The organism is Arthrobacter sp. JUb115, assembly GCF_004365035.1.
GTDB lineage: Bacteria > Actinomycetota > Actinomycetes > Actinomycetales > Micrococcaceae > Glutamicibacter.
The window spans coordinates 120,099-143,831 of sequence record NZ_SOBS01000004.1 but is presented as its reverse complement, the minus strand read 5'-3'; the positions used below and the strand labels follow the sequence as shown (position 1 = coordinate 143,831).

Below are 23,733 nucleotides of genomic sequence, written 5' to 3'. Positions count from 1 at the left end.
GGCAGAAATGAGGACCCTCATCACGCTGTTGTCTCGATCCTGATCACTTGCTCGGGGTCGCTGCGGTGCTTGATCTGAACACCGTTCCAGGTGAGTTCCACGACGGTGGCGTGGAGTTGGTGGGTGAGGTAGGTGATGCGGCCGTAGAGTCGTGGCTCGTTCGGGATGTTGATGCAGGCGTGCAGTCCCAAGTGCTCTAAGTTGTTGAGGCGGCCGGTTTGGATCTCGTCCATATCCCAAAGTGGATCGAGGCGTGGAACTGGCCCATCGTTCTTGGGACGCTTCGACTTCGCTGACTCGGTCACGCGCCCACCTCCGGGCGGTGTAAGACACGTAGCCGTCGGGCGACCTGAGCGATCTCTTCTGATGTCCACCACGGGCGGCCATTTTGCGTACCTGTGGTGAGTGCTGCCCAATCCTGGTTGAGGGCTTTGCAGAGTACAACGGGCGCGTCGCCGCGGTCATCGTAGAGGTCTGCGATGACGCTTCCGACCGGCAGTGCTTCGAGTTCTTCGACACTGTTCACTACTGGCTGGGCTACTGCGAGGTAAGCGGACGCGGCAGCGCGGGCATATTCCGTGAAGATTTGCTGTCCCGCTTCGTCCATCAGATCCCAGCGTGAGTAATCTCCACAGTCTTCGAATAGCAGGGCTTTTGCTCCGGCTTCGAGCGCGTCCGGGTTTAGCAGGGTGTTATTCATTGGACTTCTCCGCTTCCTGTGCTCGTTCTGTTATTTCTTCCTCGTGCCGTCCTGCGTCGTAGCATTCCTTGTCTTGGCAATACTTTTTACGAGGATCGAAGCGTGTTCGACCTCCGAACATGGCCTGAGCCATAGCGATTCCACTTGTGACATAGGGCTCTGGATCATGGCTCTTATCGCACGGGTTCAGCGGGGGCTGGTTAGGCATCGTCCGCCTCCGGGCGGTCGGCTTTGATTGTGGCGAGCAATGGCGCGCTATACGGGCTAACGGGCTTCTTGAATGGCGCACCATCATCCGTTGCGTTACACGCCCTGATGCCAGCACTCAAACCCTCTTCGAACGCTGCGTTTGCCAGCGCAAGGCCTGCCCGTGTCATCACAAGCTCTTCCACGCTGTTCACTACCGGCTGGGCGGCTGGCGCGGACGCTTGGGCGTTCTCAATCAGGCGAAGCACCGTATTCCGGGCCAACGGAGTACCGCTCTCCACGATCGCTCGGAAGTTTTGAAGATCCGCAACGGTAAACAGCGCTTCCGGACCATCATTGAGTGCCAGGTGCTGCTCGATGTGACAGTTCTTGTGGACGGTGAAGTGCGGGATGAACGGCATAGGGGCAGCCGTTGGGAGTGCAGGCAGGGCGTCGGCGAAGCGTTCGAGCGCATCAGATCCACGAAGTACGGTGGGAGGCAAAGCTGCTCGGTAAGCGGACAAGGCGGCCCTGGCATCGCATTCGTAGCGCTCCCGCTGTGTAGCGTCCAGGTCCTCCCACTCGTCAAGGTCGAACTGGTCATCGCGAACGTCAAAGATCGCCTTCGCGGCCGCTTCGAGCGCGGCTGGGTCGATGATTTCAGATTTCATGTCTTCTCCTGTTCTGGTGGGGTGTTACCGCAGATTCGGTCCAGCTAGGACAAAATCGGACTTCAACGGCTGGGAGGCAGCCATCCTGGAAACTTCCGAAGCCGGCCCGGAGATGGCCCTTGCCACCATCTCCATGACGCCGCTTATGTCTTCGGCGATATAGAGGAAAGTCCGGAACGGATTCACCTGGATACGCATGCTTCGGATCTCGCTTTTGGCCAGAAGCATGGCTTCCCGGCAGTTCTTTTCGTACAGGGCTGCCAAGCGTGGCTGTCCCGTCCGATGGCAGTATGCGGCGTGCTGGGCCATGTCGATGGCGCGGGCAATGTTCCGGCTGCTCATTTCCTGCCCCGGTTCCAGAGTTCTTCCACTTCGGCATGCTCGACCAGGAAGTCTGCGAGCCGCCACAGGCCAATTAGGGCTAGAGCGGCGAGGACCAGCGGCCAGGCCCAGCAGAACATCACGGCTCGTGCCGAGTACTTGAGAATGCGACGCCCTACCTCAGGAGTGTCGGACAGGACACCCACCTTCGCGAATCCACAGACAATCAGCCCACCGATGAAAACGCAGAGCACTCCGCACATATACACGTTGAACAAGGCTTCCAAAGCTGGCCAAGTCATGGTTTCACCTCTGGTGTTTCCGGGCCGGTGACCGCAACCTTGGACGATGGCCACAGTAAGAATGTTCCGGCGCTGGTCTCGATCCGCACGATCTTGTACGACTTGAGTTGGTGATCCCCTGCCACTTGCACGGTCATCAAGCGATGCTCGACGGCCTGCAGCGTGCCGAAGTTGCCGATGGACTTCCCAAAGTCTGTTCCGTTGAGACGTCGGGCTTCAATCATGGTGGTCATGGCGACACCTCAGAGGCTGTGTAGATGTTGGGCATGATCGAGAGGATAGGGATTCGCCAGCCCAGAGTCACCATGTTGTAAGTGCGCCCCGGATGCATCTGCCCGTAGGAATCGGCGGAGTTGAAGCGGCCACGAATCCAGTCATCCCTAACGGCCAGGGTGCCGCACTGCTCGGTATAGACCCGGTATTCGTGGCCTTCCTCGCCCTGGGCCACTGATTCCTTGCCCGTGACAGTGCAAGTCTTGGACTCTTCGTGGAAGCTGGCCATAGCACTCACGCCCACGCCGACGACAATCAAGAGAACGACTGTCGCGAATCCCAGAACTCCTACGAAAAGCGGCTGGCCATGGTGCCTCATGCCTGCACCATGTAGGCCGCGAACCGGGGCAGCCCGTCGCCTCGTTCTCCGCGGACTAGGGTGGCTTCTTCCATCGGATCTTCTGCGTTCGGCCCTGGTGTCCAGGCCCAGTCCGTGCGGTACGAAATGCTGAACTCCACGAGCTCATCGGCGCCTTGCAGGGTCTCGATGGTCTCTCCGGTCATCTGTTCAACGTATGTGCGGACCGCGTCGTCGGCGCTGTGGGCATCCGTCGTCCCCGTGACGATGAAAAGGTCTGTGTCTTCGCCGAGTGCAATGACGATGATGTTTTCGCTGGTCATGACTGCTTCCTGCTTCTCTTGGTGGTGATGTGCTCGACGATTTTGTCCGGACGGTGGCCGAACCACTGTTCCGCTTCTCCGGTAGTGGTATCGATGACCTGGACGAAGGGCATGGTCGCGCCGACGCCCATTTGCTCCGCGATATCCCGCAGCTGCTCGATCTTCTCGACCTGGTCATCAGCTACGTGGATGGTTTGGTGAGGGACTTGGCGCAGGTTGAGGGCGTTCTTGGTTTTGACGCACTCCCCACACGCATCCTTGGTGTGGACGGTAACTTCAAGAGCCACTGCGTTCCCCTTTCTTCAAGTCGCTTCGCAGCCCCTGGACTTCGTGGGCGACCGCCAGCAGGGCATTGATGACCCCGCCCAAGAGTTGCCCAATGGTTGCGGTATCCGGCGTAACCTCCCACATGTTCGCTTTCGCCATGTTCTGGTTGGCCGATTCCGCGTAGGGATTCTTCTGTGCATTTTTCACTGGAATATTCCTTTACAAAGGTTTTCGTTTGTTTTTTGGAAAACAATGATTCTCATATTGCTTTCAGGTCGGCCGGCAGCACGCGCGTCCAGGTCTCCCTGCGCTGCACATGCCGGAGCTGGCTTGCCTTATCCATGTCGACGCGGTCAACAGCAATCCAGCCGGCGAAGTACCCCCCGCAGTACACGCACAACCCCGAGGACTCCGGCCCAACTGCCGAGAAAATCAGCGGCTGCTCGTAGGCCTTCTGCGCTTGGGTGAACGCGGCTAGACGTCGGGAGTCCACCTTTACCGGAGGCAACTTCGCCTCTGCCCGTGCTGCTGACGTGCTGATCGTTGCCCACAAGCCGGTGAGGTCCCGTTGCTGGACCGGCTCAGTGACCTTCAGCTCGTCACCTCCAAAGAGTTGTCCAATACGCCTGAATGACATCGTGGCCACTGGAACATCACGCCGAGTTCCTGGTTCTCGCTCCGACTTGAACGACACTGACACTTCGAGCTCTGCATCCGACTCGTCTTTGCCGAGTTTGAACATGCTCAGGACTGCAGCACACGACTCCGGAGTCATGGAGAACTGGCCCAGCTCAAAATACGGATTCCGCTCTCTATCGAAAGGAATACGAGCAATGGCCGAGGTAAGCCCATCTGAGGCTGTGCAAAGAATCTCGGCGGTATCGGTCAAAGTCACGACCACGCACCGCTGCTGAAGGTTCTTCTTATCCGATGCGACATGTGGCTTCGTAGCCACGAGGGCTGCTCGGAATAGTCCAAGCGAGACCACGAAAGACAAGGTGTTCATGTCTTTTTCCTCTTCCGTCTAGTTTTCGGCTTGATTCCAGCGGCCGCCTGCCTGCGCTTGTGCAGCCACTTTCTTTCGGCGGGAGTTTTCCCTCCGAAGATCCCGTCGGTCAGTTCTTTCTTGTCCAGCGCGTATTCCAGGCATTCCTCCCGGACCGGGCAGGAACTGCAGACCAGCACCGCGGCGTCAGTCTGCGATCCTGGCTTGCCCGGCGGCGGGAAAAAGATGTCCTTCTTCTTCAGCTGTTCGTAGTAGTCCTTGCAGGCGGCCTTCTCGCGCCAGTCCACTACGTCCGAATGCGTTGAGGGCTGGTGCTTCACGGTGCTGGCGGAACCACGAGTTACTGGCACGGTTTCTCCGGCGCCTTGCGCGGCTCCTGCAGGCGGAGCCGTCCGAGTTTTGACCAACGCAACTCCCTTACGCGCTTCTGGGCATCAGCAATGACCTTTTCGCGATCTTCACCGCTGAATGCGATCAAGAGGCCGTGGGCGTCGCGTGCTGGCACACCTGGCGCTTCCCAGATCTTCGCTCCCCAGACCAGCTCCCCGGCCGCGAGTCCCGGGCTGGCACGTACTGAGCTTCGAGGCCATTGCAGGCTGTCAGGATCCTTCCAATCGAATCCCTGGTACATGCGTTCGCGATCGACCACCCGTGGGGCCGGCGACGTCGAAGGATGCTGCGCCATGGCCAGAAATCGCAGATGCGGTCCATGACTGCGCAAGGTTGATGCTCCGCCGTTCGCTGGAGCATCCGAAACTTGGGTGAACGGCATCAGGCCACCTCCCCAGATTCGCCAGTGGCAGCGCACCCAGGGCAGATCTGTTCGCCTGTGGGCTCGAAGGGTTCAGTCCCGCACGATCGGCAAGCCTCACCCACTGCCTGCACGATGTCCAATTCCCTTGACCGTTCGGGGATGGCAGCAGCGCAGTACTGCATGGCGTCGATCTCGGCAGCATCGAGCACATAGCCGAGAACGTTGACGATCAGGCCATAGAACCGGAAGTTGTCCCTTATCCACAACGACGCATAATGCGAGCCGCTATGCTCGGCCGAGGTACGGAGGAAGCCCCGGAGGTTATCGAGCTCAGCAGGTGAGCCGCACAGCAACTCGTCCAGAGCGACAAGGTTCGCCAGCGGAAGCCGCATCAAGTTTTTCTTGACCTGGCCAATCCATTTCGCCCGGGCCAGTTCGTATTCTTCGTCGTCCATCGACTCTCCGTCGACGGATGGTAAGGCGGTGATCATGGCGATCATTTCTTCGCTTTCACCGTCGCTGCACCAGCGTTCAACGCGCTTGAGGAGCAGCGTCTTTACGTCTGCTTCCGAAACAGCTTTGCGGTCCTGGATGCGACGGATGATGCTTTTCGTCCGGACCCCTGCGATTTGAGCCAGCCCAGAGTTCAACCGCTGCTTTTCTTCCTGCTCCGCGATCTCCTCCGCGGTCGGTTCCGGCTCTTGTTGGCCGGCTGATTCCTTCTCCTGGAACCACTGCGGCGTTGATGCCTGGTACGCGAAAACGTACTTGTGACCTGCCTCGTGGTGCTCAGCCAGAGACATCTCCTCAGTGATCTGTTCCCACTGGGTCTTGGCCCACGGAGCATGCGGTGGTGCTTCTACAGCGCCCAGCTCGGCAAGTTCTTCCTTGATCCTGTCCTTGGTCAGGCGTGCTTCAGTCGCAACGATATGCTTCTCGACCTCGTCATCATCAGCGCCGGCTGGAAGGTCCTTGATGGCCCTGTCGTACAGTTCCGGGTCTCCGGACTGGTCGGCCAGCTCATAGAGACGCTTCACGGTATCCAAGGTGGCTGCGCCCTTGGTGAAGTCTTCTGAGAGCTTGTCGTTGCGCTGCGCCATTCGGCCACGCAGATTCACTTCAGTGCGGCTCATGCCGTGCTTCTTGCCGATGGTCGTAATGTCCTGGCCGAGATCCAAAGCCATTTGGATACCCTTGGAAATTTCCGACTCGCGTAAAGGGTTCTTGGTTCGGCCCGTGCTGAGCATCGCGTCCAGGTCAGCTACCTTGTTGCGGTCCGAGCTGGGCCATACCATGCATGGAATGTCCGTCTCTCCGGCTTTCAACGAAGCCAGGTACCGGTGGTTCTCCTCTCGGATCAGGTAATCGCCCTCGATGTCAGGATGCGGGTACACCGTGATGGGTTCGATCAGGCCGACAGATTTGATCTGCTTGGCCAAGAATTCCACTTTCTCCGCGTCGTACCCCTCGCGGATATTGTTCTCGTTCTCATGTACCGAAGTGATTGAGAGGATCTGCAACGTGCCTCTGAATTTGGACAACTAAATACACCCCAAAGTGTTGATGAAGTAGGAATCATTGGGCTGCCTTTAACGGCGGCAGCCTGCCGGGTTAGGCAGCTCGAAGAGCTTTATGCGCTTGGAGCTCGACCTGCACCCAGTCAACGACGGCGCCAATGCAAACGCCCGCGAAAAGAATCATGATCAAGGCCCACAAACCATTGGGCAGCGGGAAGGCGAAATACAACGCCACGACCAGGACCGCGATAATCGGCAACCAGATCCGCCACATTCGCAGTGAGCCTTCCCGGTAAATCTGTTCGGCTGCCATCACAGCCCTCCTTCAAACAGCGACTCTGCTTGGACTGGCTGCTGCGAAGCCGGAACAACAACGAAGTAGTGAGTGTTCACGCCTTCCACGGTCAAGGTTCCTCGGCCCTCAGGATTGTCCGGATGCAGATTCTCCTTGGATACAGTGATCCGGTGGCCCCGATACTGCTGGAACTGGGCCCAGTCCTGGACAGACTTGCTCGCCTCGCGCGCCATATCGGTCTTCGGCTTATCGAGCCAAGAAATATTGCGAACTTCAGACGGCCTCGCGTGGCCAAACGGAATGATCCTGACCTGACCGAGCATCCGAGTCATTTCGTGTCCTGCTTCTCGATGAAAGGCTCAGACACTTCGCGAAGCTTCTGCAAGGCCACGACCAACTGGTCGCCGCGCGTGATGGCATGCTTCAACGCAGAGCCCACATTGCCCGTTGAATCGAAGTCAAAGGTCACGTTGAGCGCTGCCCGCAGGCGATCGTTCGCCACCTTCACATCCTGGTGAACGTCACGGCGTCTCTTGGCCTCGCTCATGCGGACGACATCCGCTGGTGTTTTTGCCACTGACCCAGTGAGCCCCGGGAAAAAGCGCTCAGGATTTGGACTGCTCATGCCGCGACCGTCGTCTCTTCAGCAGCGATGCGAGCGCATACCTCGGCCAGGACGATCCCGACCTCGTTGATGCACCTGTCCTTGATTGCCCGGGCTTTTGGGCTGAGCACTTCAGCCGCTCCCGCGTTGTTCGATAGAGTGGACATCGAAATCACTATCTCCTTTGCTTACCGTTTTGGATTATTGGTTTCATGGCCCTCAGCAGCTGCAACTGCTGGGGGCCTTCCTTTTTCTTGCCCAGTCATGATCAGGTAGGCCCGGTCATGCTCTTCCCTGTGCCGATTTGCATCACCATCAAAGCTCATAAGGCAGCCACACTTCGGCGATTACGAGTTGAGAGTTTGCTACTTGCAACAGTGGGCTCGGGTTTATGGTCACGAGCTTCAAAAAGTTCATCCCATGGCACATCAAGTCTCGCGGCAATCGCAAGAGCAAGATCTTCGGAGAGGGACGCCATCCCTCCTCGCTCAATCAAGCTGATCGTGCTCTGATCTCGACGCACAAGATAGGCCAGATCTTCCTGACTGAAGTGGCGCTGCTTCCGCCATCGACGGATAGCGGCTGGGTCTTTGACTTTCATCCAGACCTCCTTTCGTGCGAACTTCCTGCGTCTCTGCGTTGCGTACATGACCATGATTCCCCAGTCCTTTCCGGATTACAAGTGAAGAGCTTGTAACTCATCATTACTCATATTTTCCATGAGCGCAAGTGCCCGTCTATTTATTGGCAAGTTAGACTTGTTACTTGTAACGAGTGACGCAACTGTCACTTTCATGAGTTATGAGCCATAAGAGAGAGTTTTCTTCGTGAGCAACCAACAGACCCTCAAGGACCTCGTGCTCCTGGCTGTCGATCGACATAAGACGTCAGGGCGACAGCTAGCAGTGCGAGCACAGGCCCATGGGTTTGACATCACGGTGACGACTATCAATCACCTCAAGGCCGGCACTTACAAGTACAATCCATCTCCTGAAACAATTCGGGCGATTGCTTGGCTTGCTGGCGTTGAAGATTCGGTTGCTTTCGAAGCAGCATCACAACGAATCCCTGGCCCGCCTTTTTCCAAGGAACTCCCCGAGGACGTAGACCACCTGTCGCCACGTTCTCGAAAGATCATCTTGGACCTTGCTCGGGCACTCATAGACATGGAGTCCGACAATGAACTCACTCAACCGCAATCCAAAACTAAACCTCATACCAGGCTCCGAGCAGTGGCGCCTGAGGGTGACCCTCGCCCTGGACAGAAGACGAACCCAGGTGACCTAGGGGTCACTGAAATCTTTGGCGAAGAAGCCCGAAACTATCCACTCCCGAACCTCGACCAAATGGCGGCTCACCCCAACTTCAAGAGCAAACGCCAGAAGTGGGAAGAGGCCTACGGCGAGCGCGGTGAGGAGTCTCAGGACTCGGGCGAGGATCTTTAGGGAGCTTTTTAGCTTAGGCGTAGGACATTTTGGTGTTGTATTCGTGTTCTATTTTGTGGAGTTGCTGTTTTAGTTAGTTCGAATCTATATTCGAAACATGATTTCTTCACTTTCCGCATGGGGTGCCGTCCGCCACTTGGCGACATCTCTGATTGTTTGGACCCGCCCTCATTCGACGGTCCCGGCATCCACTGACGGTCGCCGTATCTTCATGGATCCTGGCTTGTTTCAGGACGAGGCGCTTTGCGCACTAACTCATGAGGCGATCCATCTAGAGCGCAATCATTCTGGCTGCCAGCCTCCAGTTGTGGAGCGGGAGGTGCAATTAGAAGTTGCCCGTCGTCTGGTTTCCTTCGAAGGGTTGAAACGAGTGGCTGGCTGGGCCAAGAGTCCGGCCGAAATGGCTGATGAGCTTGGTGTCACTGAAGAGGTGGTGCTCTTGAGGTTGCAATCGCTGGATGGTGACCAAGTGCAAGAACTTTGGCCGCCTAGCGAGTACATCGCATAAGTTACCCACACCTCGACGTGCTTTTATTTATCGGCATCTGCGCGTCTTCACACTCGAACTGATGCACTATATCCACAGGAGTTTCCACAATGTCATCGAATAAGCCAACTACTTCCGAGACATCACCTGCCACCCTTCCTCCGGGCGTGGTTGCATGCAATCTCGATGACCATGGCGATCATTCAAGTGACCTGTTGACGCTCCTCATTGCCCGCCTTGAAGATCTACTGCGCCCTCAGGCGCCAGGAAAATTGAAATGAACGCCGCGGCGAAACCCCGGGCGATTCTTTACCTGCGTCAATCCATCGCCCGGGAAGAGTCCATCAGCTTAGATCTGCAGGAGGACGCAGGGCGTCGCTATGCAGAACAACAGGGCTATACGGTGGTAGCTGTCAAAGCTGACGAAGGGATCAGCGGACGCACGTGGAATCGCAAAGCGGTCAAAGAAGTCATGGCCATGGTGGAGAATGGCGAGGCGGACATCATTGTCCTTTGGAAGTGGTCTCGCCTCTCACGCGCTCGGCTGGACTGGGCTATCGCACTAGACAAGGTTGAGGCCGCCGGCGGACGCATCGAATCAGCCACAGAGCAGGTAGACGTCAGCACCAGCACGGGCCGATTCGCCCGAGGCATGCTCGCCGAATTCGCCGTCTTCGAATCCGAACGCATCGGCGACACCTGGAAAGAATCCCAGGCACGCCGCGTCTCACAAGGCCGCCCACACTCAGGCATCTACCGGTTCGGCTACATCTACGACAAAACGACCGGCTACACGCCAGACCCCCTCGCGGGCCCGGTCCTCGTCGAATGCTACCGCCGCTACAACCGGGGAGAAAGCCTCTCTCAGCTACTCGCCTATGTGCTCAGCACCGGCATCCCTTCAAGCACCAGGACAGACGCGAACAACTGGACCACCAGCCGAATCAGCCAAATGCTGAAGTCGCCTTTCGCGGCCGGCTTCTTCACATACAACGGGAAAACCTACCAGGGCAACCACGAACCATTGATAACAGCTGAAGAATGGGAGGCCCACCTCGTCAATCGAGCCGCGCGCCAAGGTGCTCGAAAACCGCGAGATCCACGGAACCCATACACCGGCCTTCTCGTCTGCACCAGGTGCGGCCACAAGATGTACCAGCACGATAAACACGACCGGGCCACGCGGTACATGTGCTCTGGTGCCCAATCGAAGAAGCTGCATAAAGGCGGCTCCATCCACCAAAGCAAGATTGACCGCGCCCTGCTCCGATGGTTCAAAGAGCGCATTGCTGACGAAGCTGACGAAGCAGCCAGGCAGGCCGCACAAAAGACGCCGGACTTGCCAGCCATGAACACTACGGCAACAATACGGCGAGCGCTCGTCAAGGAACAATCTCGGCTGGACTCGCTCACCGCCAAGTATGTTGACGATGTCATTCCCCGGGCGTCTTACGAGAAGCTTCGCGATGAGTCCCTGGAGAAGATCGAGGTCTTCGAGACCAGGTTGCGCGAGGTTCGCGTACATCAGAGGCAGTCGCGGCCGAAAGTCGATCCGAAGCTACTGGAAGCCTGGCCACATATGCATGCGGTCGAGAAGCAGCAGATCCTTGGCCTCTTGATTGATCGTATTGAGGTGACCCCTGGTCATGATGCCGGCCATGTCTTCATCGTTCCGAAATGGGCCGTATCGGCTGCTGGATAGTTTCAACCGCATGATTCCGGGGATTTACAAGGGTGGGTTTAGATGTTTACACGTTCGTGCAAAATAACCCCTTCAGAACTTCCTTGTGACACAGGTCTATAACCCGCGTCTCACCGGAATACTTTATCTGGTCAGCACAGTGATTCAGGCCTCGCTGTGCGCTTCTGAGCGATGGGTGGCATATTTATCGATGAGGTGCGCTCTATTTGCGCTGACCGGTCGGTCAGGAATGGCAGCTTGGCAGCGACCGCCGGGAGCTCGATCACTAGCCAAGTTCGGCGTGCGTGCCCTCGCGGATCGCTTTCACTTGCAGGCTGGCGCCCATGGCTTCTGCGTAGCGGCGCAGGGTGGCCAGCTGGACTCGGTCAAGGTCCCCGGTCTCCATGCGGGCGATGCGGTCCACGCTCAGCTTCAGCACGGTGGCAAGTTCTACTTGGCTCAGTTCTGCTTCTTCGCGCAGCGCACGCAACGACAGGCGCCGGGACTCGCTTTGCACACGGCGCTGATGCTCTGCCACAGCTTCGCGTTGCGCCTCGGTCAATACTTCAGGATCCGCACACGCAAAACCCATTTGTTCCACCGCTTCTCTCGATCGTGCTGGCTTTGGACGTACTCATCTTCGAGGCTACGAGTCCGCTGCTCCTCTGCCAACGATTAAGACGCGCCCAGCGCGAGACGATCTGATGAATTATGCGCAAACCCGCGGTAGCTCCACGATACGGGCGGCCAGAAGTACCGTAGGGGCCAAGGATTTACCAAAATGCTCCCAAAAGTGGATTGCGCATCAGCAACGGCGAACCTACCTTTAAATCGACTCCCGCTCAGGAGCCCTCTGCGATGAATGTTGGAGGTATCTGCAATGAAGAAATGGACTCGGTGGCAAGACTGGGTCGGCGTTGCGGCAGGTATTGCGGCCGCAGTTTCAACCACGTGGCTTGGCGGAACCAGCACCTCGATGACGCTAATGGCGGCTTTCGGCCTGCTCATGGTGATCACCGGTGTCTGGAGCGTCATGATGCCGCGCCTGGTTTCAATGGAATGGGCACTGGTTATCGCCAGCGCCTTGCTATTCGCCTCGCCATGGATGGGATCGTTTACCGATTCCGCTGGCGTCGCTTGGATGTCGTGGATCTGCGGTGGTGTCGGCGTCGTGGCCGGCCTGCTCGCGCTTTCCCCTGCCATTCAGATGCGCCATGCAACTGGCGGCTCCCGGATGGCACACTGAAAAACTGTAATTCCGATCGGTGGCTGCGATGCCGATGCATCGTGGCCACCACCGTTAACCCCGGTGCCCAACGGACGCACCTCAATCGACGGCTGGCCCAACGCGCTAGCTGACTAGACGGCCTGGACACCGGGTTAACGCCAAGAGGTGGCGTGCTCTCCTTGCGGAGTGCACGCCACCTCTTGGACAGAAGCTGAGTCTAGAAGACTTACTTCTTGGCAGCAGCTACAACCTGCAGGCGCAGGTTTGCAAGAACGTCAGCGTGAACGCGAACGGTTGCGGTGTAGTTGCCAGTCGACTTGATCTGGTCGTTGACCTCGATGTTGCGCTTGTCGATCTTACCCAGACCGGCAGCCTCTACGGCAGCAGCAATTTCGGTGGTCTTAACGGTGCCGAACAGGCGACCGTTCGAGCCAGCCTTCATGGTGATCTTCACCGGCTGGGACTTCAGCTTAGCTGCAAGTGCCTGAGCATCCTCAAGGTTTGCAACGGCGCGAGCAGCACGTGCAGCCTTGATCGACTCCACCTGCTTCTCACCGCCCTGGGTCCAGACGATTGCGAAGCCGCGTGGCAGCAGGTAGTTACGGGCGTAGCCGTTCTTTACCTCGACAATATCGCCAGCAGCACCGAGACCGGATACTTCGTGAGTCAGAATGATCTTTGCCATTTTGCTATCCCTCTTCCTTAGCCGCGGCCAGCGCCGGAGTAAGGCAACAGGGCTACTTCACGTGCGTTCTTGATTGCCTGTGCGATCTTGCGCTGTTCCTGAACGGAAACGCCAGTTACACGACGAGCGCGGATCTTACCGCGGTCGGAGATGAACTTGCGCAGCAGTGCGGTGTCCTTGTAGTCGATGACAGTGATGTCAGCGGCCTTCAATGGGTTGGACTTTGGTTTGGGCTTACGGATTTCAGCCTTAGCCATCGTGGAGCTCCTTAGCTTTGGAGCCCGCAGAGTGATCTGCGGGATGGTGAATAAATATTGTTTAGAAAGGCGGTTCGTCTGCGCCCGGGTTGCCCCAGCCGCCACCGTTGTTTCCGCCGGTGCTCCATGGGTCTGCGGCTGGAGCATTCCATCCGCCACCCTGCTGAGGCTGCTGCTGACGCGGCGCCTGAGCTGGTGCACTTTGCTGCGGTGCGTTGGAGAAACCTCCACCACCGTTGCCGAAGCCACCGTTGCCACCGCCGGAGCGCTGGGTACGGGTGACCTTGGCGGACGCGAAACGGAGCGATGGGCCGATTTCATCGACTTCAAGCTCCATGACGGTGCGACGTTCGCCTTCCTTGGTGTCGTAAGAACGTGAACGCAGGCGACCCTGGGCGATGACACGCATGCCCTTGGTCAGCGTTTCAGCAACGTTCTCTGCAGCTTCGCGCCACACCGATGCGCGCAAGAACAGGGCTTCCCCGTCCTTCCACTCATTGGACTGGCGGTCAAAGGTGCGAGGAGTCGAAGCGATCGTAAAGTTCGCTACGGCTGAACCGGACGGCGTAAAACGCAGCTCCGGATCGGCAGTCAGGTTTCCGATAACGGTAATAACAGTCTCGCCTGCCATTGACTCTCCTTAAAAAGATTGAACGTTAATTCCTACGACGGAAGGTTGCGCGTATTTAAACGCGTGCCTCTTCCGGACGGGTGACCTTGTGGCGCAGGATCAGTTCGTTGATCTTGAGCTGGCGCTCAAGCTCAGCGGAAGCTGCTGGCTCTGCGGTGTAGTTCACCACTACGTAAGTGGCTTCTGCCTTCTTCTTGATCTCGTAGGACATCTTGCGACGACCCCAGACATCAACCTTTTCGATAGTGCCACCGTTGGAGCGGACAACCTCGAGGTACTTCTCGATGGTTGGCTCTACGGTGCGGTCATCGACCTCTGGATCAATGAGGACCATAAGTTCATAAGCACGCATGTGAACCCACCTCCTTTGGGCTAAACGGTCGCGGTATTTCCGCAACAGGAGGTTCTTGCGTTATCTGTGCACCAGACGCCCAACTTTCGGGCATGCAGTGGCACAGACCTTCCAATCCTACCCGAGAGACCCGAACTTGCATAAGCCTTGGTGTCCTAAATCATGCTGGGCTACTCGGAATCCAAGGCAGCCTCGATCCTTTCGCCAAAGATCGGGGCCAAGGTGCGCATGTAGGTATCGCTGATGTGGTGCTTGTCCCGGTAGACCAAGACATTCCCCACCACTGCCGGGCAGGTTCCATCCATGCAGAAGTAATCGCTGAAGTCGAGCACTTCGACGCGCGGCTCCAGTTCGGCGGCCTGCTTGGTGGCATCGCCCACTTCATAGGCTCCCTTTTCCGGGAAGGCGCACTTATCCGGGTTCTGCACGTTTTCTTCCACGCAGTCGCGCGCATAGGAATCCTGCGGCGGCCGCGGGGTGTCCACAATGGCGTAGACCGGCAGGCCCGCGTCTTCAAGGGTGGACCACGTCGAAGCCAGCCCCTGTGCCGCGTCAGTGGTAAAGGTGGCTCCTCCCCAACTCGAGGTGATCACCGCGTTGATGTCATCGCGCGCAGCCAGAGCTTCCATGGTCTGGTCGATGGCTTCTTCGCAGTTGATGCTGCCATCCCGATCCGCCTTGCGCTGGGCCTCGGAGAACGGGCAGGAATTCTTCAGATAGGTCACCACTTTCCAGCCCTTGCTTTGGGCGTATCGGCTGACGGCCTCGAACCAGTGGGCTGCATGGGAATCACCCACCAGGGCCACGGTGTAGCTGGCGTCCTCGCTGCCGAATTCGCATTCCTTGATCTGCGTGGATTTCGGTTCCTGGACGCAATCTCCCAGTTCGGGCTGGTCCTCGGCGGCCGTCGCAGGAAGCGGGACGACCTGGCGATGGCCGGAAAGGTACGCAGGTGCGCCCTGGCCCACGGAGGCCGCGCCAAAACCAGCTGGCGGGTTTTGCATCATCGCGCCCAGCTCACGCTGCTCCTGGCCCACAAGATGCTGCTGCATGGCACCTGGCAATAGCGCGATGGACACGGCCAGCCCGACCATCGCCGCCCCTGCAATCAAGGAGCGGGCAGGAGAACCGGCTATGGGGCGGAAGTGGCGCATGGGAGTTTCGACCCACTTCAAGCTGGCCCAAGCCAAGAGCAGGGACCCGGCCAGCAAGGCCAGCGACTGCAATGGGTCCGGGTTGCCCCCGGCCAGTTCGATGAAGAATACGATCAGCGGCCAGTGCCACAGATATAGCGAATACGAGGCGAGGCCGACCCATTGAACGGGAGCCCAGTTCACCAGCGGGTGCAGGGAACCAGGTCCTCGCGTACTGCCTGCGGCAATCACCACGGCGCAGCCAAGAACCGGGAGGGCCGCCGCAATCCCCGGGAAGACTGTTGTGGCGTTGTAGCTGAATGCCGCGAAGCAGATCGCCGCCAAAGCCACGAGTACGGCAAGATTTCTGAACTGCCAGCTGGTTGCCCACGGTGGAAGCTTCAAGGCGCCGTTGGCGTGCGCCTGGACTGCCAAGGCCAGCAGTCCGCCGACGGCCAGTTCCCAAATGCGGGTGGTGGTGGTGAAGTATCCGGCGCTATTGCCTGAGTAACCGGCATAGGCCGAGTATCCCAGCGACAAAAGTGCGGTGGCTGAGAAAATGATCCAGAGCATGCGGCGCCGCGGGGCAAATCCATCGCCACTGCTAGCGTCCGCATTCGGTTTGGCCAACAGGCACACGGCCAAAACCAGCAACGGCCAGAAAAGGTAGAACTGCTCCTCCACGCCCAGGGACCAGAAGTGCTGCAACGGCCCGGGTGCTTGATCCGAAGCGAGGTAGTCGACGGAGTCGGCGGCGAGAACCCAGTTCTGCACCGAGAAGGCAGAGGCGATGGCCTGGGTGCCCAAGGCACCCCACTGGGTTTTGGGAAAGATCAGCAGGCTTGCCACGACAACTACCAGGATCACCAGCATGGCAGCCGGGAGGATTCTTCGCGCTCGGCCGGCAAAGAAGGCTGCGAGGCTGACCCGGCCGGTGCGTTCGGCTTCACGCAGCAGGTGCGAGGTAATCAGGAAGCCCGAGATGACGAAGAAGATGTCAACCCCGATATAACCGCCTGGAACTGCGGATGGCTCAAGATGATAGGCGACGACCAGCAGAACCGCCAAGGCGCGGAGCGCTTGGATCTCCGGGCGGAAATTCTTGACCTGCAGGGAATTCGAACTCATAGTCATTGATCAGACCAGCAGGGGGTAAACAGCAGGTTATCAATGGGCAACAGTCGGTCTAACGACCCGTGGGAACCTCATGGGCGGTGCCTGGGTTTGCGCTTCGCAGCATGGACCTAGCCCAGCAGTTTCCGATTTGCCGTGGACAGCGGGTATTTGGCGTCGAGTTTGGCATCCAGGCTCAGACGGAAAGCAGCCTCAAGCAGCAGCTGCCCGACGCCCCAGTACACCGGGATCAGCAACCAGATGTACCACCCAAAGTTGCCGGTGGTAGCCAAGATGACCGTGCCGAAAGTGACCAGGATGCCCAGCCCGCGGAACACGGCCAGGATCCCCTTGGTTGCCGAATCCCGACGATCTTGATCTGCTTGGGCCCGCGCTTCAAGCCCATCCACGGCCTCGGAGAACTTCGGAGTCTGGACGCTTTTGAACAGGTCTCCAACCGGCACCTCCAAGGCCTTGGCGACCAGTGAGATAGTCTCCAAGCTCGCATCATTTCCGGCTTCGAGCCGTTGGACCGTTCTGACAGTGATGCCGCTTTCGGCGGCTAGACGTTCTTGCGTCCAGCCCTTGGCACGGCGAAGCTCTGCAATCCGTGATTCATTCATGCCACTTACGCTAGCCAATGGCGCCCCGAAAGCACCACGACATCGACGTGACAGTTACCCGACTGCAACACGACAGCGGCCAAGAACCAAGGCTGGCCTGCGACGAAGAAGTATTCCTGGCGGCGACTACCTCAGCTCCGTTAAGAATTGCGCTGTTGCTTTTCACGGATCAAATCCAGTGCCAGCACCGAGCCGATCACTGCCTGGCGTTGCTGTGCGTTGAGGTTTTCCGCCAAGCGCAGGGCATAGGTTGACTTGCCGAGCAATGCGTTGCCCATCCCGGACCATTCTCGGGTCACGGTTCCCAGAACCCCTCCGGGACCGGTGATCTGGAAGTCGAAGTCCCAGATGCTGCCCAGTAATTCGAGCTCTTCGCCCAGCATCGAGATGGAGACCCTTGTTTTGAAGAAGGTGATCCTCTTGACCAGGCTGGCCAGCGGGGCAGCGTTGCCATCAAGGATTTCAAAACGATCGCGGCCCATGGTCATCGTGTCCTTGACGATGACAACCGGATTGCCTGGTCCATCGAAGACCGTGAGTTCGCGAGCCCCAACGAACATGCGGCCCAGCGCGCTTCCGCCGGTATCCACGTGGGCAATCTGCATCCCGGAAGAATCAAGAATCGCGAAGTCGTTCTTCGAGATGTTCTTCGTCTGCTGGAAGATCAACGTGTTCTGGTTGAGGATCGTCATGGTGCCGATTATGCCATCGATTAGGCACATCGGGCGAAGATCCCCCGGGGAGGCGAAAAGCCAGCCCGCAGGCCGGCTTTTCAGGTTGGACTTGCTAGGCTCCGAAGAACTCGCGAGAGACCTTGGACAGATACCAAGGGTCGTCAACGCCGCACATCTCGCGGGCCGAGTGCATGGACAGCAGCGCGACTCCCACATCCAGGGTGCGAATGCCCAGTCGGGTCGCGGTCAATGGTCCAATGGTGGATCCGCACGGTACGCGGTTATTGGACACGAACTCCTGGTAGGGAACTCCCGCCGACTCGCACCAGTTGGCGAATGCGGCAGCACCCACCGCATCGGTGGCATAACGCTGGTTCGCATTGATCTTCAGCAGCGGGCCGGCATTCAGCTGCGGACGGTTGGCTGGGTCGTGGCGCTCTGGGTAGTTCGGGTGAACCGCGTGGCCAGCATCGGCAGACAGGCATACAGAATTCGACAGGGCGCGAGCGGTGTCTTCAACTGAAGCATCCATGGATGCCTGGATGCGGTTGATCAGCTCTTCCAGGAATGGGCCGCAAGCGCCCGAGCGCGAGGAGGAACCCAGTTCTTCGTGGTCGAAGGCAGCAAGCATGGCAATGCGGTTGCCTGCTGGCTTGCGGGAATGGCCCGTCAGCGCAATCAGGCCTGCGTGCACCGAGGTGAGGTTATCCAGCCGGGCGCTGGCGAAGAAGTTCTTGCCCTCGCCAAAGACCTCGCCGCGCTGCGCGGGCGCGGTCAGGATGTCGTAGCCGGCTACCTGGGCCGGGTCGACACCTGCAGACTTCGCCAGGATCGCCAGGATGTCGGCATCCGCCAGATCGCCGGCGCCAAAGATTGGATTGGTGTGGGTCTGCTTGTCCAGGGTCAGGCCCTCATTGACCTGGCGGTTCAGATGGATCGCTAGTTGCGGGATGCGCAGGATTGGTTCGGTCTTCGCCAGGTGCTCGGAACCGTCCTTGAGTACCAATCGGCCGGCGAGCACCAGTTCGCGGTCCAGCCAGGAGTTCAGCAGCGGTCCGCCGTAGACTTCGACCCCTGCCTGCCACCAGCCGTTGGAACCGGTGGTTGGCTTCGGCTTGAGCTTGAAGCCCGGCGAGTCGGTGTGGGCGCCGAGGATATGGAATCCGCTGGTCGCAGTGGCAGCTTCTGGCTGCACCCAAGCGATGATCGCACCGTCGCGGACCACGTAGTAGGAACCCGGGACCAGGTTCCAAGCCTGCTTTTCGTCCAGACCGGTGAATCCAACAGCGTCCAAGCGCTGCGCGGCCGAGGCCGCGGCGTGGTAGCTCGATGGCGAGGTTGCGACGTATTCGGCCAGATCTGCAATGTGGGCCATTGCTGCGGCTTGTGCCATGGCTGGTTACTCACTTCTTTCTGTCAAGAGATGTTTGTCAGACGGTTCTTCAGGTTTTGATTCCCGCCTGAAAAGTCGAGTTGCCTCCCAGCTTAGTAGCCTGAACCACATTTGCTGATGTCCTGCTGAGCCTGCCTCCGCCCTGGCAACCTGGCAGACACCCCTATCCGGGTCTTGACTTGGCACCTCGCTCTCGACGAAGCTGAAAGCAGTCCCGGAGACAAGGAAAGCGAGTTCATCATGGCTACGGCTGATCGAACACCAGAGCAAGAGAACATTCCAGCAGAATCACGCGAGGTCGAAGTGGAGACCACCGTACCGATGGATTCCAAGGTCCAACGGGCCAAACCTGCCGGTGCAGATAAGCTCCCAGCGACCAAGTTGGGTCGTATCTGGACCGCTACGATCTTCGGCTTGCTCGTGCTGATCCTGCTGATCATCTTCATTGCCCAGAACCAGGAGCAGGTGACCCTGAACTACTTCGCGTATCAGGGACAGGTCAACCTCGGGCTGGCATTGTTCTTTGCCGCTATTGGTGGCGCCCTAGTGGTCGCGATCGCCGGGGTGGCCCGCGTGATACAGCTGCGCTCTACGGCGAAGAAGCAGCGCAAGGCCAATAAGCGCTAGAAAGCTCCATGGCCGCCGGGCGGAACCCCATGGGGTTTCACCCGGCGGCCATTTTGCTGCCTCAGCGATGCCTAGTAGTCCAGGCCTTGGGATGGAATGACCAGCCCGGTCTCGTAGGCGTACACCACCGCTTGAACACGGTCGCGCAGATGCAATTTGGTCAGGATGCGCCGCACGTGGGTTTTCACCGTTGCTTCGGAAAGGAAGAAACGGTGTGCAATCTCGGCGTTGGATAGTCCCTCGGAAAGCGCACGCAGCACTTCCTGCTCACGCGGGGTGAGATCATCGAGCAGCGGGTCATGCGGAGTTTCGGCCGGCTGGTTCCGGTTCCCGGCGCCAGCGTTGCGCACATAGGTTTCCAGCAGGCGGGCAGTCACCCGGGGTGCCACCACAGCGTCGCCGGAAGCTACCAGGCGCACCGCTTGGACCAGTTCTTCCGGGGCCACGTCCTTGAGCAGGAACGCACTGGCTCCTGCCTGCAGCCCTGAGAAGGCGTACTCGTCCAGGTCAAAGGTCGTCAGGATAATGATCTTGGTTTCCGGATGGTCCTTGGCGATGCGTTCGGTCGCTTCCAAGCCGTCCATCTTGGGCATGCGCACATCCATCAGGACCACATCGGGTTTCAGTGCGGCCGTCTGGGCAAGGGCATCGAGTCCATCGACAGCTTCGCCGGCGATGACGATGTCGTCTTCACCTTCGAGGATGAGGCGGAATCCCATGCGTAAGAGGGGCTGGTCATCGACCAGCAGTACCTTGATTTTGTCTTCCACGCTTATTCCTTCACTGCCTTCTGGTTTTCGTTCTGCAAGCTGCATTCGGGTAGCTTGAGGACCGCTTTCACAATCCATCCGCCACTGGCTACCGGTCCGGCATCAACCGTTCCGCCAAAGAGCGCGGCTCGTTCGCGCATGCCGCGCAGACCGCGTCCGCTGCCGATACTCGGAACTCTCGTTGCATCTCCGTTGTCCATGATTTCCATGCGCAGTTCTTCGCGGCGCCGTTCCAGGCGAACCTGCACATCACTTACGTTACGGGCATAGCGCAAGGAATTAGTCAGGGACTCTTGAATGATACGGAAGACGGTCAGCTGGAAGGTGGTGTCCTCCGGCAGCGGATCGCCCGTATGGGTAAATGAGACCGGCAGACCTGCGGTACGGAATCCTTCGAGCAATTGCTCCACGTTCCCGCCGGTAGGCTGCGGGGCCAGCTCTCCGGATTCTTCTTGGCGAAGCACGCCCAGCATGCGGCGCATATCCGCCAGGGCGGCGCGACCGGTTCCAGAGAGCTCATTGAGCACTTCGTCGGCACGGACCTGATCGCGCTTGGCCACCACTCGTGCCCCCTCTGACAGGGCAATCATCACCGAAAGCGAATGGGCGACAACGTCGTGCATTTCGCGGGCGATGCGGTTGCGCTCTTGCACCTGGGCCAGTCCGGAGACCTGCGAGGCCCAGTGGTTCAGTTCAGCTTCGTGGATGCGCGCGTTGCGCACATTCATGCCCACCGCGGCTGCGGCAATGTAGAAACCGATGACGAAGCTGCCCGAGACGGCGATGATGACGCGCGTGAAGATGGTTTCGTCGATTCCATCTTGCGGGTCGAATTCCATTCCGGCCATGTCCGGGAAGCCCATCAGCACCATCAGGACCGTCTGGAAGCTGCCGGCCAGGATGGCCAGCGGGATGGTGCGTTTGGCCGAATAGCTGGTGGCGACCGTGTACAGGGCGATAATCATGCCTACCCCGCCCAGTCCACCTTGCGGACCAGCAATCACCAGGGCCAGGCATTCGAAAATGAACACCAGGATGATCACCGTCATCGGTGCCCGGCGCCGGTACAACAAGGCAGCGCTGACGGCGAGGGTGACGACCAGCAGGCCGGTGGCGTTGGCTTCTGGCATCGCTGCCATGACCAGGACACCGGGCAGTGTGAGCAGCAGATAGATGACTACCGCACCGATGACCACCAAACGTGGGTGGGTACGCAAATAACGGCGTATCCGACCCATGCGCTTGGCGGCCAGTTCATCGAAGGAAACCACAGTTTCCTGCAGCGTCGGTTGGCTCATGTTTCCAGTCTAGTTTTCTCGATCAATCCCTGCGCTACTTGATGTCCCGCTTGGTCAGCAGGATTGCACCCAATACCAGTGGAAGCACCACCCAACCCGCCACGCCCAGCAGTTGCTGCCAGGTCTCCAAGTCGGTGACAACACTTGCGGGCGTCGCCAACCCCATGCCCAACTGGTCAGGGGTGAACTTCGCGATATTCTGCGCCCAGTCGGTCAAGGCGGTCAGGATGGAAAGGATGATCGGCAGCACGAAGAACAGGGCAGCGAGGCTGGTGATGCCGCCGGCCGAGTTGCGCAGCAGCATCCCCAACGCCAAACCGATCAACGCCGCCATGGTCACCGCCAGCGTTCCGTACCAGAGCACCCGTTGGAAGGCATCGCTGCTGAATTCCAAGTTCATCTGGTAGTTCTCGGCAATCGGCTTGCTGATCGCGAAGGCCAAGAGCGAGCTGACGATCTGGACGACGGCAGTGAGCAGGATGATCAAGATGCCCTTGGCGGCCAGGACTCGCAGTCGCCGCGGGCTGGCCAGGAACGTGCTTACCGCTGAGCCGGTGGTGAATTCACCGCTGAAGAGCAGGACACCAAGCACGCCAAGGATCAGCTGGCTGAAGACCAGGCCCGAGCCGATGAGCTCAGCGGCGAATCCCGGGGCCGATAGGCCTTCCATGCCCGGCATCTGATCCGTGTCGCCCATGCTGGCACTGAGCGAACCAATGCCCCACGTGGCCACGGCTGCAATGCCCACATAGAACACGATGGCCAAGAGAACCAGGATGCGGGTGGAGTTCAGGGAGAAGAAACGGATGGACTCACTGCGCAGCACGCCGAAGAGGGTGACCTTGCCATGCGGTGCGGTTGCTAGATGGTTAGACATGTCCTTACTTCCCGCCGCCAGTCTCGGCAACTGTGTTCGAGTGGTATTCGACGGCATCGCGGGTCAATTCCATGTAGGCGTCTTCCAAGGTGCGTTGCAGCGGACGCAATTCGCTGAGCACCACCCCGTATTCCAAGGCACGGCGGCCAATGGATTCTGAATCGGGGCCGGTAACTTCCAGGCCATGCTCATCAATCCGGCGTAGCTGAATACCTTCACCATTCAACGCATTCATCAAGATCTCAATGTCGGCTGAACGCACAATGGTCTGGTCAAGACCGTTGTCGATGAATTCAGTGATCGGCGCATCGGCCATGATGCGGCCACGGCCAATCACGATCAGGTGATCCGCCGTCTGGGCCATTTCACTCATCAGGTGGGACGAGATGAAAACGGTTTTGCCATCGGCCGCCTGCTGGCGGGCCAGGTTGCGGACCCAAGCCACGCCTTCGGGATCCAGGCCGTTGACCGGCTCATCGAGGATCAGCACCTGCGGATCTCCAAGCAGGGCCGTGGCAATGCCCAGCCGCTGCCCCATGCCCAGCGAAAAGCCGCCGACCTTCTTGCGCTGCACGCTAGACAAGCCAGTCAGATCCAGCACTTCGTGCACTCGGGACTTCGGGATCCCCGCGGTAGCCGCCATGGCACGCAAATGCGCCAGCGGAGTCAGGGATTTGTGCACCGACTTAGCTTCCAGCAGGGTGCCGACTTCGGTCAGCGGGTGACGTGATTTCTTGAAATCGTGCCCGTTGACCAGCACTTCACCGCTGGTAGGTTTGGCCAGTCCCACGATCATGCGCATGGTGGTGGACTTGCCGGCACCATTCGGGCCGAGGAACCCAGTCACCATGCCTTCTTGGACCGTGAACGACGCATTATCGACCACGGTTTTTCCACCGTATTTCTTCGTCAACTGCTCTGCCTGGATCATATTTCCAGCCT

At 58.8% G+C, this 23,733-nt stretch carries 37 protein-coding genes; 5 read left to right on the top strand and 32 right to left on the bottom strand.

Going from position 1 to position 23,733, the window contains the following annotated elements; all coding sequences use genetic code 11:
- Positions 1–20 precede the first annotated feature (20 nt).
- The 19 genes from EDF61_RS08515 to EDF61_RS08430 form a co-directional block, all read right to left on the bottom strand.
- Positions 21–233 (bottom strand): hypothetical protein, encoded by a 213-nt coding sequence (locus EDF61_RS08515; protein WP_208294241.1) that lies wholly within the window; start codon positions 231–233, stop codon positions 21–23.
- Between the two features lie 68 nt (positions 234–301).
- Positions 302–700 (bottom strand): hypothetical protein, encoded by a 399-nt coding sequence (locus tag EDF61_RS08510; protein WP_133833799.1) that lies wholly within the window; start codon positions 698–700, stop codon positions 302–304.
- Between the two features lie 200 nt (positions 701–900).
- Positions 901–1,557: a hypothetical protein gene (locus tag EDF61_RS08505; RefSeq protein ID WP_133833798.1), complete on the bottom strand. Its 657-nt coding sequence runs from the start codon at positions 1,555–1,557 to the stop codon at positions 901–903.
- A 24-nt stretch (positions 1,558–1,581) separates the two neighbouring features.
- A complete protein-coding gene (locus EDF61_RS08500) occupies positions 1,582–1,899 on the bottom strand; it encodes a hypothetical protein (RefSeq protein WP_133833797.1) in 318 nt (105 codons plus the stop codon).
- Positions 1,896–2,180 (bottom strand): hypothetical protein, encoded by a 285-nt coding sequence (locus EDF61_RS08495; RefSeq protein WP_133833796.1) that lies wholly within the window; start codon positions 2,178–2,180, stop codon positions 1,896–1,898. The genes EDF61_RS08500 and EDF61_RS08495 overlap by 4 nt, the downstream gene beginning before the upstream one ends.
- Positions 2,177–2,413, bottom strand: a complete 237-nt coding sequence (locus tag EDF61_RS08490; RefSeq protein ID WP_133833795.1) for a hypothetical protein — start codon at positions 2,411–2,413, stop codon at positions 2,177–2,179. Before EDF61_RS08490 ends, EDF61_RS08495 begins: the two co-directional genes overlap by 4 nt.
- Positions 2,410–2,772: a hypothetical protein gene (locus EDF61_RS08485; protein ID WP_133833794.1), complete on the bottom strand. Its 363-nt coding sequence runs from the start codon at positions 2,770–2,772 to the stop codon at positions 2,410–2,412. Before EDF61_RS08485 ends, EDF61_RS08490 begins: the two co-directional genes overlap by 4 nt.
- Positions 2,769–3,074, bottom strand: coding sequence for a hypothetical protein (locus tag EDF61_RS08480; RefSeq protein WP_133833793.1), 306 nt, complete (start codon positions 3,072–3,074; stop codon positions 2,769–2,771). Before EDF61_RS08480 ends, EDF61_RS08485 begins: the two co-directional genes overlap by 4 nt.
- Positions 3,071–3,361: a glutaredoxin family protein gene (locus tag EDF61_RS08475; protein WP_133833792.1), complete on the bottom strand. Its 291-nt coding sequence runs from the start codon at positions 3,359–3,361 to the stop codon at positions 3,071–3,073. The genes EDF61_RS08480 and EDF61_RS08475 overlap by 4 nt, the downstream gene beginning before the upstream one ends.
- Positions 3,351–3,548 carry a hypothetical protein gene (locus EDF61_RS08470; protein WP_133833791.1) on the bottom strand — a complete coding sequence of 66 codons (198 nt, stop codon included), beginning with the start codon at positions 3,546–3,548 and terminating at the stop codon, positions 3,351–3,353. The genes EDF61_RS08475 and EDF61_RS08470 overlap by 11 nt, the downstream gene beginning before the upstream one ends.
- A gap of 52 nt (positions 3,549–3,600) precedes the next feature.
- The gene (locus EDF61_RS08465; protein WP_133833790.1) at positions 3,601–4,347 is read right to left on the bottom strand and encodes a hypothetical protein; all 747 of its coding nucleotides are present in this window, start codon (positions 4,345–4,347) and stop codon (positions 3,601–3,603) included.
- Positions 4,344–4,634 carry a WhiB family transcriptional regulator gene (locus EDF61_RS08460; protein ID WP_208294240.1) on the bottom strand — a complete coding sequence of 97 codons (291 nt, stop codon included), beginning with the start codon at positions 4,632–4,634 and terminating at the stop codon, positions 4,344–4,346. Before EDF61_RS08460 ends, EDF61_RS08465 begins: the two co-directional genes overlap by 4 nt.
- 53 nt (positions 4,635–4,687) lie before the next feature.
- On the bottom strand, positions 4,688–5,119 hold the full coding sequence (locus tag EDF61_RS08455) for a hypothetical protein (protein ID WP_133833789.1): 432 nt from the start codon (positions 5,117–5,119) through the stop codon (positions 4,688–4,690).
- Positions 5,119–6,642 carry a ParB/RepB/Spo0J family partition protein gene (locus EDF61_RS08450; protein ID WP_133833788.1) on the bottom strand — a complete coding sequence of 508 codons (1,524 nt, stop codon included), beginning with the start codon at positions 6,640–6,642 and terminating at the stop codon, positions 5,119–5,121. The genes EDF61_RS08455 and EDF61_RS08450 overlap by 1 nt, the downstream gene beginning before the upstream one ends.
- 70 nt (positions 6,643–6,712) lie before the next feature.
- Complete coding sequence (locus EDF61_RS08445) at positions 6,713–6,931, bottom strand: hypothetical protein (RefSeq protein WP_133833787.1); 219 nt, start codon at positions 6,929–6,931, stop codon at positions 6,713–6,715.
- Complete coding sequence (locus EDF61_RS08440) at positions 6,931–7,245, bottom strand: hypothetical protein (protein WP_133833786.1); 315 nt, start codon at positions 7,243–7,245, stop codon at positions 6,931–6,933. Before EDF61_RS08440 ends, EDF61_RS08445 begins: the two co-directional genes overlap by 1 nt.
- Complete coding sequence (locus EDF61_RS08435) at positions 7,242–7,538, bottom strand: hypothetical protein (RefSeq protein WP_133833785.1); 297 nt, start codon at positions 7,536–7,538, stop codon at positions 7,242–7,244. The genes EDF61_RS08440 and EDF61_RS08435 overlap by 4 nt, the downstream gene beginning before the upstream one ends.
- Complete coding sequence (locus EDF61_RS18765) at positions 7,535–7,684, bottom strand: hypothetical protein (protein WP_166650748.1); 150 nt, start codon at positions 7,682–7,684, stop codon at positions 7,535–7,537. Before EDF61_RS18765 ends, EDF61_RS08435 begins: the two co-directional genes overlap by 4 nt.
- Before the next feature lie 155 nt (positions 7,685–7,839).
- A complete protein-coding gene (locus tag EDF61_RS08430) occupies positions 7,840–8,118 on the bottom strand; it encodes a helix-turn-helix transcriptional regulator (RefSeq protein ID WP_133833784.1) in 279 nt (92 codons plus the stop codon).
- Positions 8,119–8,344: 226 nt separating this feature from the next.
- Here EDF61_RS08430 and EDF61_RS08425 point away from each other — a divergent pair, with 226 nt between their 5' ends.
- From EDF61_RS08425 to EDF61_RS08415, 3 genes are all read left to right on the top strand, one after another.
- A complete protein-coding gene (locus tag EDF61_RS08425; RefSeq protein ID WP_133833783.1) occupies positions 8,345–8,962 on the top strand; it encodes a hypothetical protein in 618 nt (205 codons plus the stop codon).
- Between the two features lie 97 nt (positions 8,963–9,059).
- Positions 9,060–9,470: an ImmA/IrrE family metallo-endopeptidase gene (locus tag EDF61_RS08420; RefSeq protein WP_133833782.1), complete on the top strand. Its 411-nt coding sequence runs from the start codon at positions 9,060–9,062 to the stop codon at positions 9,468–9,470.
- A gap of 256 nt (positions 9,471–9,726) precedes the next feature.
- Positions 9,727–11,151, top strand: coding sequence for a recombinase family protein (locus EDF61_RS08415; RefSeq protein WP_133833781.1), 1,425 nt, complete (start codon positions 9,727–9,729; stop codon positions 11,149–11,151).
- A 265-nt stretch (positions 11,152–11,416) separates the two neighbouring features.
- Here the strand turns inward: EDF61_RS08415 and EDF61_RS08410 are convergent, their stop codons facing one another.
- Positions 11,417–11,692, bottom strand: coding sequence for a helix-turn-helix domain-containing protein (locus EDF61_RS08410; RefSeq protein ID WP_166650747.1), 276 nt, complete (start codon positions 11,690–11,692; stop codon positions 11,417–11,419).
- 318 nt (positions 11,693–12,010) lie between these two features.
- On the opposite strand from EDF61_RS08410, the gene EDF61_RS08405 reads away from it, so the two are divergent.
- Positions 12,011–12,376 carry an SPW repeat protein gene (locus EDF61_RS08405; RefSeq protein WP_166650746.1) on the top strand — a complete coding sequence of 122 codons (366 nt, stop codon included), beginning with the start codon at positions 12,011–12,013 and terminating at the stop codon, positions 12,374–12,376.
- A gap of 208 nt (positions 12,377–12,584) precedes the next feature.
- Here the strand turns inward: EDF61_RS08405 and rplI are convergent, their stop codons facing one another.
- The 8 genes from rplI to EDF61_RS08365 all read right to left on the bottom strand — a co-directional run bounded on the left by rplI (position 12,585) and on the right by EDF61_RS08365 (position 19,219).
- Positions 12,585–13,043: a 50S ribosomal protein L9 gene (rplI, locus tag EDF61_RS08400; RefSeq protein WP_105656588.1), complete on the bottom strand. Its 459-nt coding sequence runs from the start codon at positions 13,041–13,043 to the stop codon at positions 12,585–12,587.
- A gap of 17 nt (positions 13,044–13,060) precedes the next feature.
- Entirely contained in the window at positions 13,061–13,300 is a 240-nt protein-coding gene (gene rpsR / locus EDF61_RS08395) for a 30S ribosomal protein S18 (protein ID WP_013350683.1), read from the bottom strand.
- A gap of 61 nt (positions 13,301–13,361) precedes the next feature.
- Positions 13,362–13,931 carry a single-stranded DNA-binding protein gene (locus EDF61_RS08390; protein WP_013350684.1) on the bottom strand — a complete coding sequence of 190 codons (570 nt, stop codon included), beginning with the start codon at positions 13,929–13,931 and terminating at the stop codon, positions 13,362–13,364.
- 55 nt (positions 13,932–13,986) lie between these two features.
- Positions 13,987–14,283, bottom strand: coding sequence for a 30S ribosomal protein S6 (gene rpsF, locus EDF61_RS08385; RefSeq protein WP_060703203.1), 297 nt, complete (start codon positions 14,281–14,283; stop codon positions 13,987–13,989).
- 170 nt (positions 14,284–14,453) lie between these two features.
- A complete protein-coding gene (locus tag EDF61_RS08380) occupies positions 14,454–16,544 on the bottom strand; it encodes an acyltransferase family protein (RefSeq protein ID WP_133833778.1) in 2,091 nt (696 codons plus the stop codon).
- 116 nt (positions 16,545–16,660) lie between these two features.
- On the bottom strand, positions 16,661–17,152 hold the full coding sequence (locus tag EDF61_RS08375; protein ID WP_105656590.1) for a helix-turn-helix domain-containing protein: 492 nt from the start codon (positions 17,150–17,152) through the stop codon (positions 16,661–16,663).
- Between the two features lie 140 nt (positions 17,153–17,292).
- Complete coding sequence (locus EDF61_RS08370) at positions 17,293–17,844, bottom strand: LURP-one-related/scramblase family protein (RefSeq protein WP_166650745.1); 552 nt, start codon at positions 17,842–17,844, stop codon at positions 17,293–17,295.
- Between the two features lie 94 nt (positions 17,845–17,938).
- A complete protein-coding gene (locus EDF61_RS08365; RefSeq protein WP_133833777.1) occupies positions 17,939–19,219 on the bottom strand; it encodes a M18 family aminopeptidase in 1,281 nt (426 codons plus the stop codon).
- A 240-nt stretch (positions 19,220–19,459) separates the two neighbouring features.
- On the opposite strand from EDF61_RS08365, the gene EDF61_RS08360 reads away from it, so the two are divergent.
- Positions 19,460–19,846, top strand: a complete 387-nt coding sequence (locus EDF61_RS08360) for a LapA family protein (protein ID WP_133833776.1) — start codon at positions 19,460–19,462, stop codon at positions 19,844–19,846.
- Between the two features lie 71 nt (positions 19,847–19,917).
- Here the strand turns inward: EDF61_RS08360 and EDF61_RS08355 are convergent, their stop codons facing one another.
- The 4 genes from EDF61_RS08355 to EDF61_RS08340 are packed head-to-tail and all read right to left on the bottom strand — an operon-like array spanning position 19,918 to position 23,722.
- A complete protein-coding gene (locus tag EDF61_RS08355; protein WP_105656594.1) occupies positions 19,918–20,661 on the bottom strand; it encodes a response regulator in 744 nt (247 codons plus the stop codon).
- On the bottom strand, positions 20,619–21,914 hold the full coding sequence (locus tag EDF61_RS08350; protein ID WP_105656595.1) for a sensor histidine kinase: 1,296 nt from the start codon (positions 21,912–21,914) through the stop codon (positions 20,619–20,621). The genes EDF61_RS08355 and EDF61_RS08350 overlap by 43 nt, the downstream gene beginning before the upstream one ends.
- Positions 21,915–21,948: 34 nt before the next feature.
- Positions 21,949–22,791, bottom strand: coding sequence for an ABC transporter permease (locus EDF61_RS08345; RefSeq protein ID WP_133833775.1), 843 nt, complete (start codon positions 22,789–22,791; stop codon positions 21,949–21,951).
- A gap of 4 nt (positions 22,792–22,795) precedes the next feature.
- On the bottom strand, positions 22,796–23,722 hold the full coding sequence (locus EDF61_RS08340; protein WP_133833774.1) for an ABC transporter ATP-binding protein: 927 nt from the start codon (positions 23,720–23,722) through the stop codon (positions 22,796–22,798).
- Positions 23,723–23,733 lie beyond the last annotated feature (11 nt).